Origin of the sequence: Streptomyces sp. UNOC14_S4, from assembly GCF_020740835.1 — a bacterium.
Classification (GTDB): domain Bacteria; phylum Actinomycetota; class Actinomycetes; order Streptomycetales; family Streptomycetaceae; genus Streptomyces.
The window spans coordinates 1-13,309 of the sequence record NZ_JAINFC010000182.1; the positions used below are offsets into that span (position 1 = coordinate 1).

Consider the following 13,309-nt stretch of genomic DNA (forward strand, 5'->3'; position numbering starts at 1 on the left):
GCCGTGCGCCCAGCATCGGCCCGCCCCTGGGCAACGGCGTCCGGCGGGCCGATGCTGGGCGCACGGCGCACTTGTCGGCCGGAAGGCCGGGCGCCGGGTGGCCGGGAGGAGGGTCGATGGGGATATACGGCCAGGACTGGGCGAGCTATCAGTCCTCGGCGCCCGATACGACGGGGCTGTCCTTCGTCTTCGTGAAGGTGACCGAGGGGCTGTCCTACATCAATCCGAGATGGGTCGCGCAGCGCGATCACGTCAAGGGGAACGGGCTGGTGTGGGGGGCGTATCACTACCCGCACATGGCCAACGACCCCCGTGAGGAAGCCGATTTCTTCCTCGCGCAGGTCAACTGGCGGCCGGGGGACCTGGTCGTCCTGGACTGGGAGGGGTACGACGACGCCAACCGGGACGTGCCCCGCGGGGAGCAGGCCGCGTACAAAGAGGCCTGGCTGCGGTATGTGAAGCGGCGGCTGCCGTACCAGCCGGTGGGCATGTACGCCAATCTCGACTACTGGCGGAACGTCGATGTCACGGGCTTCTACGGCGATTTCCTGTGGATCGCCACCGCCGGACGGCACGCCGGTGACCCGGGTATCGCGGCCCGGTGGCTGTTCCATCAGTACAGCGAGAGCGGCGGCATGGACCGCGACTACTGCCGCCTCGACAGCGTCGGCGAACTCCGTTCCTGGGCGCTGTCCTTCCAGCCCGCACCACCGTCTCAGGAGGACGCCATGCCCCAGTGGATGACCGGCCCCGTCGCGCCCGGCGCGCAGCCGACCGTGGTACTCGTGCCGAGCGGCTCCGCATGGGACCACTACCCGAACCGGTGCCTGCACCTCGGCATGGACCAGATAGCCCCCACCCCACCGACCGGCACCGTCCGGATCGCGATCCACAACGGCATGGGATGGCGCAGCATCCGGAACATCGCGCTGTCGTCGGCGGAAGGCACGGTCGACGTCCAGCTCACCCCGAACGACACCAAGGTCAGCCTGCAGACGACGACGGCCGGGATCACCTATGCGATCGAGACCTGGTGAACAGCACGCCGTCCGGCACTACCGGGGATGCCGCCACGGCACCCCCGGCCCTCCCCGAAAGCGGTTTCCCCACGCCTCGGTTCCTCCCCAACCTCGCCGAGCGAACTGTCGCCACACACTTTAAGGCGTTCCTCGGCCTCCTCCTCGCCGGGACCGTCACCGACCTGTCCACCGCCAAGGCCGCGGCGGTCTCCGCGCTTCCGGCTGCCCTCGCCATCGTCAAGGGCACGCTGTCCGGCGTCCTCGGCAGAACCGGAACCGCAAGCCTCCTGCCCACCCCGAAGGCCCGGACCGCACCGCCCACGGGCCCAGCCGCCTCCTGACGAGGCACCCGATGGGCGATGACCTGTCCGTCGACGCACTACGACGCGAATTCCAGGACGGCATGGCCGGCATCACCGCCCGCCTCGACCGCCTGGTATCCGCCGACGTCTACACCCTCCAGTCCGCACACACCGGTGAACGGATCTCCGCACTCGCCCAAGGACTGCAACGGGAAGTGGAAGCCCGGGAGGCCCTGGAATCCCAGATCGAGCGCTACCAGCTCGCGGAGGCCGAACGACGCGAACGCGACCGGCAGGCACGGCTGTACCACGCAACCGTTCCCGTCATCATCGGCCTCATCGCCGCCGCGACTGCCTTGTGGGGCGTGATGGCGAAGTAACCCCGCCCCGCCCGCTGGACGACCACAACCTGATGCCCTGCCCTTGCTTCCGCAAGGGCAGGGCATCTTCCTGTTATCCGGACCCGCTGAAGATGAGGCAGTCCCGCTCAATCCGAGGCATCCCAGTCAGGGAGTCTCCGTGCCTCACCTTCAGCGAGATCGGACCACGGCTGAGCGGCTACCGTCACGCATGCCGGTCTTGGTGTTGAATGACACGTTTGGGCAGGGGAGTTGAGCGCGAGCGCGAAGGCACTCTGGTACAGATGTGGCCGCCCGGCCCGTCGATGCAGGACCTGGTCGATACGGCGCGCCCGGAGGCCGGGGTGCTGGCCGTGCTGGTGACGGTGGAGGGCCCGAGAGGCGGTGCGGTTGCTCATACTGCTCGCCGCGACGGATCATCTCAAGGCAGCGGCCGTCTCAGCTCTTGCCAGCGGCCTCGCGCTGCGGCTTCCGTCGGAGCCTCGGGGCGCCGGTCGCGTGCGTGATCGCGCTGCGGGTATCGTCGGCCGCCCCTCCCTCATGCGGAGTGCTGCGCTCCATACGGCGTCGTCATCAGTGCGAGGGTGGCCACCAGTATTACCGCGGAGAGGAACCCGTAGAACCAGATCTTGGAGGCGCGGTCGACCTCCAGCGGGACGTCAGGGTTCTGCTCCGCGGTGATGTAGGCCTTGAGCAACCGGCCGCGGATCGGGAAGACAGCCACGGGGAAGGAAGCGAACGCGACACTGTAGAGGAACAGGATCGGTGCTGCCGGTTCGGGGCGGAGCAGGTTGACCCCGAGGACCATCGCGGCGAGCACCGGGATCACGACATAGAAGACGGGCCCCGGCCGCCTGCGCACCCGCTCGATCCTGGCGCGCAGGTCGTCGGGGAGATCCATCCCCACAGGCAGCGCCCACATGCCGATCATGAAAAAGCCCGTCGCCGCGGCGGCAATCATCCCCCAGCCGGACACCGGGATCGAGAACAGCATTCTCCCACCACCCCTTGACTATCAGCGGCTGTCCACCCGATCGGCGACATTCCTCCGCTTTTCGATCAATAGAGTGTCAGTATGCACTCTTCCCTACCAGCAGCTCTGGCAGGGCAGTTGGCAGCGAAGGGCAGGCTGGTCCAGACCGGCATGAGACACGGCGGTGGCGGGAGTGCCGCAGGAAGTCACGAAGGGCGAGCCACCCGCCAGCCTGGTCGCAGGCTCGGGCGGAGGTGGCGCAGGAGTCGCTGAACACGAGCGAAGCCGGCGGAGGACGCCGGGGGAAGCTGTGCCAGGACGACCTCTGGGGGACATACTGGACCGGGAAGAGATGTTCGACCACTTCAGCGCCACCCGCCTGGCCACCATGAGCCGCTACAGCAACCTCACCACCGCCTGCCTCACGGGCCCCTTGACCGCCCCGTCCTCCTTAGCGGAGACGACGGCCCGATCGCTGACTCGGGATGGCACGAGTTGGTGGCAGCCGCAGCGAGGCTGAGAAGCCGGAATGGTGCCGGTGGCGACGGTGGGCATCAGAGAGGCCCGGCGAGGGGAAGCCTCCGCCTTGAAGACTGCGTTTGCCCGCGAGCGCGAACAGGCTGGCGACGGACGCCGGACGGGTGTTACTTGGAGGTCCTGATCTCCACGAGCGTGTGCTCGCGTCCTTGCGGGTCCATGCTCTCGCCGACCGGAGTCCAGGCGTTCTTGCTGATGTCAAATGTCTTGTGCTCGCTGCCGACAGTCATATCGACCTGGGCCACGTAGTCGTTGCCCTTGATGTTGTAGACCGCGGGGATCTCCAGGGCCAGGTAGCCGCTGTCGCCGGTGACGCGGAAGCAGACCTTGCTCTGGTCGCGAGCCAGTATCTGGATCAGGTTGGTCGCGCTGGCGCAGTCGGCAAGCAGGATGTGGCCGTCACCCCGTTTGAGAGTGATGCCCTTCTCCGCAAGGATCTTGTCGGCCTCGGGGTAGCTGAAGTCCTCGACGGCGTCGCCCGGGGCGTCGGCGGCGGCAGCCTGCACGATTGCGCTGTCCCGGGAGGATGCGGCCGACGTGCCACTCGCCACGGCAAACCACGCCAGGGCGCCCGCCGCCGCCGCTCCCAGAGTGCGAACTATTGCGCTACGAACCTTCATCAGTGTCCTTTGCAGTGGGTTCCGACGGAATTCCGGAACGTGTGTCAACGCGGGCGCGAAGGCAGGGGCACGGATAGCAGGAACGGCATCCACAGATGAACTCACGGCCCCGGAGACCTTCAACTTCCGACTGGGTCGTTACTACTCGCCAAGGTTTGTGTTCCTTGACCGCGAGCATGAAGGCGATGCAGTCAGCAAGGTTGATCATCCGCGTTCTCTGGACATGAAAGCCTCTGACCCCAGCACACATCCAATGGCGCAAATGCCACAAAGTCGAACCAACTAGCCGTCAAAGTGAGTGAATTGTGTCACCACGGCAGAAGGTTGTACGGGATTTTGTTTCATTTTTGATACGGATGCACGCATGAGGGGGTTGGGTTTCGCCTCGCAGTACCGGTGGCGTCGACACCGCTTGGATTCCCCCTGCAACTTGTCGCGCTGACGGGTAGTCAATAGGTAATGACGTTGTGTAGGTTTGCCGTACACGTTTCATGTTCCGCTCCGGTTGAGGGTCAATCGGGGGGGCATCCGCGCGTTAATACATCACTCTGTCTGGCGCTATGAAGCCGAGAGCCATGAATCGCCAGCGGTCGAACCGAAGGACCACTTTTGGACACCACGTTCTGGAGCAGACGGCGCGTTCTCACCACCCTCGCGGTCACCACCGACCTCGAGCCTCGTCCTCAACCCCCTGGCTGCCTGGGCCGACACTCCGCCAGACGACGGTGACCCGTTCAACCTGCCCGACACCGAGCGGGCGAAGGCAGTCAAGGCGTGGCTGACTGGCGGCAAGGCCGTGCGTGCTGCCGCGGAGGTGGCGTTGGCGGGCTCCGAGGCCGATATCCAGAACTTCCTGGCCGTCGAACTTCCCAGAGCCACGGCCGAGGACAACCGAATCGCCGTCGTCACCTCGCTGGCGGGAGGGGGGAAGGGCACCCGGCGCGTGGCCGCCGCCGCGCTCGACGGCGGGGACTCAGCCATCACCGAGTACCTTCAAGGCGGCTTCAAGGTCGGCTTCCTGGAGGATCTGAAGGTGGCCACCTCGACCGTGATGGCCACCGGCGGCAAGGCGGTTCGGCGCGGCGGCGGCGCCGCGCTGGACGCCGGCACCCAGGCCGCGCTGGAGTCGTTCCTCACCGAGGGCCAGTACTCCGCCCGGCTGGACGACATGCGCGTCGAGGTGTCCAAGCTCATGGTGCAGGCGGGACCGGAGGTGCAGAAGTACGCCTCCCGCGCCCTGGACGGCTCTGCCGAGGACATCGAGTGGTTCCTTGAGACGGGCCAGTACATTGCCCGTGCCCGCGACCAGGAAGCCGTGACGATCGAGGAACTCGTCGCGGTTGTCGAGCGCGAGGGCAAGAAGGCCGACGCGAAGACGAAACAGGCTGAGGAGGCTGCCGCCCGCGCCGTAGAGGCCGCCGCGAAGGCCAAGGAGGCGACCGAGAGGGCCGCAGCCGAGGCCAGGGCTGCCCAAAACGACGTGATCAGGTCGGGGAGGGCGGCCCGTAAGGCCGCCGAAACCGCGCAGGGGGCGGCCGATTCCGCCCGGGTCGCCATCAGCGCCTCGCACGCCGCCGTTCAGGCTTCCCGCCGCGCCGCGTATGCCGCCACCGCCGCGAGCCAGGCCGCGGCCACCGCTGGGTCCGCCGCCGCCCGGGCGTACGGCGCGGCCATCGCCGCTTCGAAGGACGCTTCCCGGGCTTCCGCCGCCAAGACCGCTGCCGTCGCCGCCCGCAACGCCGCGGCGCAGGCCCGCAACGCGGCAAGTGCCGCCGATTACGCGGCCACGGCCTCGGCCCAGGCCGCCGGTGCCGGGTCCGCCGCCGCCTCAGCCGCGCGCAACGCCGCAGCTGCGGCGAACGCGTCCGCCGACGCCGCCGAGGCGGCGGGCACAGCGCAGGCGGAAGCTGCGGAGGCCAAGCGGCAGGCGCGGATCGCCAGCAGCAACGCGGCGATCGCCACCGACGCCGCGGGTACGGCCCAGGCGTTGGCGAACGCGTCGGCGGCCGCCGCCCGCACCGCACGGGATGCTGCCAACAGCGCGGCCGATCACTCGGAGAAGGCCGCCACGGCAGCGGAGTGGGCGGCCCAGTACGCGGGCCAGGCGCTCGATTATGCGAATAAGTCCACCGAGTTCGCCAATGAGGCCGTCAAGGCCGCGAACACCGCCACCGACGCCGTCAACCAGGCGATCGAGGTGGAGCAGAAGGCACGCGAGGCCGAGTGGCAGCGCCTGGACACGGACATGAAACAGGCGGTGGACGAGTGCCGCCTGCTCGCACAGATCGAGGACCAGGAGCGGGCGGAATTCGCCAACCGGCGCACCCAGACCGAGCAGACGGAGCAGGCCACCAAGGACCTCATCGCCCAGGCCGAGTCGGCTCTCAAGTCGGGTGACGCGACCGCCGCCGCCATGCTCGGGCGCAAGGCTGCCGTCGCCCTGCTGGCCTCTCGCGGCAGCTGGTCGCGGGAGGCCGCGCGGTTCGCCCTGTGCGGTGTCGAGGCCGACATCCACGCGTGGATCGACACCGACCGGCAGCTCGCGCAGAAGCAGGACGACCGGGAGACCGTCCTCTTCCTCGCCCAGGTCTCCACCCCGGACGTCGCCACCGCCGCGACCAAAGCACTGCAGAGCGACGACCCAGACGCCGCTGCGAAGTTCCTCACCACCGGCGCCATCGAGGCCGCCGCCACCGACAACAGCGTCGCCGTCTCACGCGTCCTGGCCGACAAACCCGGCAAGGCCGTGGCCAAGGCGGCGAACGCCGCACTCGACGCGGGCACCCCCAAGGCCTTGTACGAATTCCTCAGCACCGCCTACGAGGCGGCGCAGCGGGAGGATGACTCGGTCGCCACCTCCACCCTTCTCGCCACCGCGGGCCCCTACACCAAGGCCCACGCCCAGGCCGCGCTGGAGGGACCGGCCTGGCTGCGCCGCCACTTCCTCGCCTCGGTCCAGTACAAGACCGCGCAGCTCGACCACGACTCCGCCGCCCACATCGCCGCCATGCAGGGCGCGATCTTCGCGGCCGCGAAGATCGCGCACAAGGCGCAGGAAGACGCCGCCCATGCGCAGGAAGAGGCGGCGAAGGCCCACAACGCCGCCACGGACGCGCAGAAGTGGGCGGACAAGGCCCTCAAATCCGCTGGACAGGCCGCCCAGTTCGCCCAGAAGGCCGCCGACAACGCCGACGCCGCCGAGAAGTCCGCCAAGAACGCACAGGCCTCCGCGGACCGCGCCAGGCAGGCGGCCGCCACCGCTCGTACGGCCGCGCGCTCGGCAAACTACTCTGCCAACCGCGCGGTCGACTCGGCCAGCAGCGCGGTGGCATCGGCCAACGCGGCCCAGACGTCGGCCGCTTCGGCCCGCGCCTCCGCCACCCAGGCCGGCAAGGATGCGAAGACCGCGGCGGACGCGGCAAGCAAGGCGCACCAGATCGCTGCGGACAAGCGTAAGGCCGAGATAGCGGAGGCAGCCAAGAAAGCTGCCGAGGAGGCCCGCAAGGCCAAGGAAGCCGGGAGCAACCCGGCCGACACCTCCGAGAACGACACCGTCAAGGGCGGTCTGCCCTTGTGGAAGAAGAGCGCGAGGTGGCTAGCCAACGTCACCAACGTGGCGAGCATCGGAACCGGATTCATCTCCGCCGCGATCGGCATCAGTGCCCTGCCGGTCGGCCTCATCTACCCGCCCGCTGGGGAGGGCATGGAGAAAGTGGCCGGTCAATTTGCGATGGCTTCCATCGCGTTCGGCGGACTCAGTGCCCTGTTCACCGGTATCGGCTGGGGCTTCTCGAGCAGCGAATTCAAGTCGTCTGCCGCGAGCGCCGCCCTGGGAATCCTCACCTTCGGCCAGTCCAAGTGGATCGGTGCTATCGGTGCCGGTAACGTCGCCACTAAAGTAACGCAGTTCGGACACGACCTGGTCTCGCCGATCACCGGCGTTCTGGGGGGCCTCTGGCACTAGCACTCCGCCGCCCCCGTGGCCCGCACTGACACATGCCCCATGCACGCCGCACGGGCAGTGTGCTGCGGCCCGGCCGAATATCGCGCGCAACCCGCTCCGATCACCCCTCGTCGAACTCCGCGTCACCGGCTGTTCGGTCACTACCTCCGGTCGTGTCGGCTCCTCAGTAACGACCGCGACCACGCAAACCACGTACGCACTCTCCCGAAAGACATTCTTTGATGCTTTCTCATCGTTTCCGTCATCCGCGGGTCGCAGCCGCTGCCGCGGTGGCTGCGGCCACCGCGGTCGTGCTCACCGCAACGCCCGCCTCCTCCTTGTCCGGCGCGCCGGTTACCGACGGAAATCGCGCTTACGCCGCGAACATCGTCTTCGGTGATCACCTGAAGGGCTGCTCGGGTGTCCTGGTCGACAAGAGCTACGTCCTTACGGCGGCCAGCTGCGTGTCGGCCACCAGTGGTCGGCCCGTCAGCGGCAAGCTCCAGGCCAAGACCACCGTTACCGTCGGCCGCGCGGACCTGAATACGGGCACCACCGGCGCCGTCGTCGAGGCTACCGATGTGACCGTCCACCCGGAGCGCAACGTCGCCCTGCTCAAGCTGAGCACGCCGGTCGCCAATGTCGCCCCGGCACCGCTGTCCAGCCAGGGCCCCGCCTCCGGACAGGCCCTGCACAGCGCCGGTTTCGGACGTACCGCAACCAGTTGGGTCCCGGGTCTGCTCAACAGCGGCCAGTTCAACGTCACCTCCACCACCTCCGACGCAGTCGTCAATCTTGAGCCCAACGGTGACGCGGCACTGTGCCAGGGCGACGCGGGCGGCCCGCTCACGCGTGAGACCGCGGGTCGGCACGAGGTGGTCGCCCTGACCACCGGCTCATGGCTCGGCTCCTGCCTCGGCGCCCCCAAGGGTGAGACTCGCAGGGGGGCTCGCGCTGTCCGCGTCGATGACCTCGGAGGGTGGATCAAGAGCAACGTCACCGAGCCGGGCCCCGACACCACCAATCTGACCGACCTCCGTGCCCTGGCGGACTTCACCGGGGACGGCAAGGCCGACCTGGCCGGCGTCGACACGAGCGGTACCCTCCAGCTCTACCGCGGCCGCGGCGAGGGCACCTTCGAGGCAACCCCGAAGGCCGTCGGAACCCCCGGTGTGTGGAAGACAGCCCAGCGGATATTTGCCGGCGACTTCAACGGCGACGGCAAGCAGGACATCGCCGCCGTCTGGGAGAGCGACCGCATCCTCCTGCACACCGGCAAGGGCGACGGCACCTTCAACACCACCATCGTCCTCAGCCCCGACAGCGCCACCTGGGCCAAGCTCAAGCACCTGACCCGTTTCAAGGCCGACCCCGCCGGCACGAAGGACGGCGTCCTCGCGACCCGCCCCGACGGCGATCTGTACGCCTACAAGGTCGGCACGAACGGCCTGCTCGACTTCACCGGCGGCAAGAAGATCTGGCCCGACAACTCCTTCAAGAGCGTCATCATCCTCGGCACCGGTGACTTCAACGGCGACGGCCGCGACGACGTCGTCGGCGTCTGGGAGAACGGCGCCCTGGTCCACTGGAACGGCAAGGCCGACGGAACCCTGGACGCCGGCGATCTGGCAGCGGCCGGCAACATCTGGGCCGACCTGAAGATCGTCACTGGTGACGTCGACGGCGACGGCAAGGTTGACGTCGTCAGCTGGAAGGGCGCCAAGATGTCATTCCATCGCGGCAGGGGCAACGGCACGTTCGCCCCGGGTATCGCGCTCTGACGCACTGGCTCGCCGTCGCACGCAGCCGGGACACTTCCCGCAGCGCGACGGCGGGTCGGCTCCCTCATATACCACCGGCGGGCAGCTCAACCCGCCTGGCCACTGGTTCACCCCGGCCACGAGCACGACGCCCCATCACCCACCGGACGGACGTTTTCCCGGGCGACAGGACCACCAGCCTGCTCGCACGCACCCCGACGGCAGATTCTGGTCCTGCCCCGGCGACGGGTACGTGAGCTTCAACGCCGACAAACGGATACGGGCGAAAGTCCCCACCCGCGTGCCGGACCCCGCCAAGCGGACGCGGAACATAGTGGTCAGCGACCTCACTGGCGACAGGCTGCCCACCCGTGTTCCTGCGCAGACAACGAAACACACGGACGGCGCGCTCCAGGCGGTCTCGGGTACGGAACGGCTGAGAAACAAGGTCTGCGGCTGCCCCCGCACCGCCCATCCCGCGCGCCCACCAACCGGATTTCGGGTGGGAGGAGCCTCTGCGGCGCCTCCCACCCCGGGTTTTTCACCACCATCAAGGACTGAAGTGATCTCCAACCTGATGCGACGCGCCAAGGGCGCGCTCGCAGTGACCATCGCCACCGGTGCTCTGCTCACGGCCACGGCTCCCGCCCAGGCCGCGGCAGCGCCGGCCCTCACCGCGGCTGGCGCGATCGTGATCGACGGCGCCAACGGCACCACGCTCATGGCCAAGGACGCCGACACCAAGCGCCCGATGGCGAGCACCACGAAGATCATGACCGCCGTGGTGGTCACCTCCCTTCCGGGCCTCGACCTCGACCAGAAGGTCACCGTCAAGCAGGAGTACCTGGACTACGTCTACCTCAAGGGGGCGAGCTCGGCCCAGCTCAAGGCCGGGGCGACCCCGACGGTCCGTCAGCTGCTGTACGGGATGATGCTGCCCTCGGGCTGCGACGCCGCCTACGCCCTCGCCGACACCTTCGGCACGGGCACGACCATGGCGGCCCGTACGACGGACTTCATCGCGAAGATGAACGCCAAGGCCAGGGAACTCGGCATGGCCAGCACCGTCTTCGACTCCTTCGACGGCATCTCACCGACCGGCAACAACCTCACCAGCCCGCGCGACCTCGCGCAGCTCACCCGGCACGCGATGACCAGCCCCCTGTTCCAGACCCTGGTGAAGACCACCACCTACAGCACCGGCGGCACCGCCACCGTCCCCGCCTGGGGCAACACCAACCTCCTGATCCGCGAACGCCCCACCGGCTACGCATACCCCGGCGCGCTCGGCGTCAAGACCGGCACCACCACCGCCTCCGGCAAGTGCCTCGTCTTCACCGTGACCCGCAACGGCAAGACAATCATCGGCGTCCTGCTGAACGACGAAGAACGCTACATGGACTCCATGGCCCTCTCCGACTGGGCCCTCGGCCCGGCCACCGGCTCCAGAACCGCCCTCCTGCGCAGCAACACCAAGCCGATCCCCGACGTCCTCGACTGACCTTGCCGACAGCCGTACGAGGCCATCTCGGTTTCCCTCAGCTTGATCTGAACCTCGCGCCCTGCTGCCGCTGCCCCGCCCGCACGAGCCGAGGGTGGTCCAGGCCGCGCTGAACGGCCTGGAGTGGCGACAACACAGGGCTGCTGTCCGGCCTCCGGGCCGGACAGCAGCCCTGTGTTCGTTCTCGCCTTCTCGCGGAGACCTGTCGGGGCAGGGCACCCGGCCCTACGCTGGCCTGGCCCGTACACGAAAGGCTCCAGACATGAAGCATGTAGGCGAGCGCATCCGTGAGCTGCGCAAGGTCCGTCAGATGAGCGTCAGGCGGCTTGCAGCCGCGGTCAAGGTTTCCGCGAGCACCATGGAGAAGTACGAGAGCGGTGCACGTGTGGTCCCCCCGGGCATGCTGACCGATATCGCTCAAGCGCTCTCCGTTGGTCCGACCGCCCTCACTGGACAGCCGTACATCAACGGGGCGGAGACCGAAACGCAGGCACAGGCCGTGATCCCCGACCTGCGCCGGGTGCTGCTCACCTATGACAGCCCAGACGATCTCCTGACGCCGCCTCGCCCTCTATCGGTACTGATCGCCGAGACGGCGCACGTGTCGTCCATGCGCCGTGACACCAAGTACGTCCCGATGGGGCCGCTTCTTCCCGGCCTGCTTACTGAGCTGACGCACGTCGCCCTGGCGGGCGACCCTTCAACGGCTCGCCGAGGAACCATCCTGGAGCGAGAGCAGAGGGAAGCCTTCCGTCAACTCGCGATCTGCTACCGAGCCGTCAACTCGCTCTCGCACAAGCTCGGGTACCACGATCTGAGCCTCACGGCTGTGGAACGTGTCCAGTGGGCAGCCGACCTCTCGGGGGATGGTCTCATGCAGGCCACGGCCGGATACCTGAAGGCGGGGGCCATGGTCCGGATGGGCAGCTACTCGGCTGCTCGCCGACTCCTGGAGGGGCTCGTCGCCGAGGTCGAGCGCATGGCCTCGGAGTACTCGCTGTCAGACGCGCACATGGCCGTCATCGGCGGCATGCTGCTCAAGCTCGCCATCCTGGAAGTGCGCGACGGGCACGGGGATCGCGCGTGGGACCGTCTGGCCGAAGCCAAGACGTACGCGGACCAGCTCCCTGGCGACACGCTGCATTACGAGACGTCCTTCGGTCCGAGCAACCTAAAGATCCACGAAGTGGCCGTCCTGATCGACTCCGGTGACACCGAGCAGGCCCTCGCTCGGGTGCGCGAGTGGGGCGCTGAGCAGCATCGCGAAGAGTGGGAGCCGCCCACAGATCTCGCACGTGAACGGTCGTCGCACCATTTCATCGACATGGCGGCCGCGAGGCTTGCCGAAGGTGACCGTCACGGCGCCCATCGGGACCTCCAGCGCGCCCGTGCTGTCGCCCCGCATCACACACGGTTCCATCCGACCGTGCGCACCACGGCAGCCACTCTTGTGCGCCTCGACCGCGCCCAGAGTCACACGCTGGCGGGCTTCGCACGCTGGGCCGGAGTCTAACTGCCATCTGATGCAAGGGGTTTGGGGAATATTCATCCTCACAAACTGTCCGGGCGCGCGAGCTTTATAGAGAGACGATCCCCTCACCATCCGTGATGAGGGGATCGTCTGTGCCCGGAAAAAACCTTGAGGCTGCCCAACGATGGCTTGCCTCAGCCGACAACAACCGTGCCCACGCCGACCAGTGGTTCACCAACGCTGGTGTCGCCATCCTGCCCGTCGGCAAGGTCTGGGACGCCATCCGAGTGGACAAGCCACTCGCCGGGTACGTACTCGCGGCCCAACTTCCCGGCCCCGTGATCCGCGACGGAGAAGACCACTACTTCCTCGTCGCGCCGGGCAGCGCCAGCAGGTGGACGACACCAGGAAGCCAAGCCCTCGGCCCCGCCTGCTACGTGGCCGTACCGGCCCCTGAGCACACGAAGGGCCCTGGCATCTACTGGGTGCAGCCGCCTGACGGCAGCGGCCTCCTGGTCGACTCCGAGCGACTCGCCGCCCTGGTCCAGGAGGCGTACGGGGAGGTCACCCCGTGATCCGTGGAGAAAAAACCACCCCGGCCCCTGGCGGCTCCTTCGTCGGAGGGGGCGCCCCACTGTTCCCGGAGGCATACTCCTCGCAGGGGCGGAATGCTCAGGTCATAGACCAAGGCGTTCCTTCTAGCCTCGCCGTTTCAGTTGGCCTCGGTCCGGTGTAGTTGATCGTGATCGGCCGGTGTTCGGCCTGTTGCGTGTGCGGGGTCGTGCCGAAGGCCCGACGCTGGGGCCGGGTTCTCCTGGGTCCTT

The 13,309-nt window shown here is 68.0% G+C and carries 10 protein-coding genes; 8 read left to right on the top strand and 2 right to left on the bottom strand.

Annotated elements, in window-relative coordinates:
• Nucleotides 1-116: 116 nt before the first annotated feature.
• From K6I34_RS17935 to K6I34_RS17945, 3 genes are read left to right on the top strand one after another with little or no spacing between them, the layout of a single operon-like run.
• Complete coding sequence (locus K6I34_RS17935; RefSeq protein WP_229327281.1) at nt 117-1,037, top strand: glycoside hydrolase family 25 protein; 921 nt, start codon at nt 117-119, stop codon at nt 1,035-1,037.
• The gene (locus K6I34_RS17940; protein ID WP_229327282.1) at nt 1,034-1,360 is read left to right on the top strand and encodes a hypothetical protein; all 327 of its coding nucleotides are present in this window, start codon (nt 1,034-1,036) and stop codon (nt 1,358-1,360) included. Before K6I34_RS17935 ends, K6I34_RS17940 begins: the two co-directional genes overlap by 4 nt.
• 11 nt (nt 1,361-1,371) lie before the next feature.
• On the top strand, nt 1,372-1,701 hold the full coding sequence (locus K6I34_RS17945) for a hypothetical protein (RefSeq protein WP_229327283.1): 330 nt from the start codon (nt 1,372-1,374) through the stop codon (nt 1,699-1,701).
• A 517-nt stretch (nt 1,702-2,218) separates the two neighbouring features.
• On the opposite strand, the gene K6I34_RS17950 is transcribed toward K6I34_RS17945, so the two are convergent.
• Together K6I34_RS17950 and K6I34_RS17955 are read right to left on the bottom strand one after the other, a co-directional pair.
• Complete coding sequence (locus tag K6I34_RS17950) at nt 2,219-2,674, bottom strand: hypothetical protein (protein WP_229327284.1); 456 nt, start codon at nt 2,672-2,674, stop codon at nt 2,219-2,221.
• A gap of 623 nt (nt 2,675-3,297) precedes the next feature.
• Nucleotides 3,298-3,810 carry a hypothetical protein gene (locus K6I34_RS17955; RefSeq protein ID WP_229327285.1) on the bottom strand — a complete coding sequence of 171 codons (513 nt, stop codon included), beginning with the start codon at nt 3,808-3,810 and terminating at the stop codon, nt 3,298-3,300.
• 796 nt (nt 3,811-4,606) lie between these two features.
• Here K6I34_RS17955 and K6I34_RS17960 point away from each other — a divergent pair.
• From K6I34_RS17960 to K6I34_RS17980, 5 genes are all read left to right on the top strand, one after another.
• Nucleotides 4,607-7,774: an ALF repeat-containing protein gene (locus K6I34_RS17960; RefSeq protein WP_229327286.1), complete on the top strand. Its 3,168-nt coding sequence runs from the start codon at nt 4,607-4,609 to the stop codon at nt 7,772-7,774.
• 269 nt (nt 7,775-8,043) lie between these two features.
• On the top strand, nt 8,044-9,534 hold the full coding sequence (locus tag K6I34_RS17965; protein ID WP_229327287.1) for an FG-GAP-like repeat-containing protein: 1,491 nt from the start codon (nt 8,044-8,046) through the stop codon (nt 9,532-9,534).
• A gap of 556 nt (nt 9,535-10,090) precedes the next feature.
• On the top strand, nt 10,091-11,014 hold the full coding sequence (locus K6I34_RS17970; RefSeq protein ID WP_238489201.1) for a serine hydrolase: 924 nt from the start codon (nt 10,091-10,093) through the stop codon (nt 11,012-11,014).
• Nucleotides 11,015-11,276: 262 nt separating this feature from the next.
• Nucleotides 11,277-12,527, top strand: a complete 1,251-nt coding sequence (locus tag K6I34_RS17975) for a helix-turn-helix domain-containing protein (RefSeq protein WP_229327289.1) — start codon at nt 11,277-11,279, stop codon at nt 12,525-12,527.
• A gap of 110 nt (nt 12,528-12,637) precedes the next feature.
• On the top strand, nt 12,638-13,060 hold the full coding sequence (locus tag K6I34_RS17980; protein ID WP_229327290.1) for a hypothetical protein: 423 nt from the start codon (nt 12,638-12,640) through the stop codon (nt 13,058-13,060).
• The last annotated feature ends 249 nt before the right edge of the window (nt 13,061-13,309 follow it).

What these genes read in the sequence shown, in the direction of transcription:
- K6I34_RS17945 (WP_229327283.1), top strand. Translation starts at nt 1,372, where the DNA reads ATGGGCGATGACCTGTCCGTCGACGCACTACGACGCGAATTCCAGGAC.
- K6I34_RS17935 (WP_229327281.1), top strand. Translation starts at nt 117, where the DNA reads ATGGGGATATACGGCCAGGACTGGGCGAGCTATCAGTCCTCGGCGCCC.
- K6I34_RS17955 (WP_229327285.1), bottom strand. Translation starts at nt 3,810, where the DNA reads ATGAAGGTTCGTAGCGCAATAGTTCGCACTCTGGGAGCGGCGGCGGCG.
- K6I34_RS17975 (WP_229327289.1), top strand. Translation starts at nt 11,277, where the DNA reads ATGAAGCATGTAGGCGAGCGCATCCGTGAGCTGCGCAAGGTCCGTCAG.
- K6I34_RS17950 (WP_229327284.1), bottom strand. Translation starts at nt 2,674, where the DNA reads ATGCTGTTCTCGATCCCGGTGTCCGGCTGGGGGATGATTGCCGCCGCG.
- K6I34_RS17970 (WP_238489201.1), top strand. Translation starts at nt 10,091, where the DNA reads ATGCGACGCGCCAAGGGCGCGCTCGCAGTGACCATCGCCACCGGTGCT.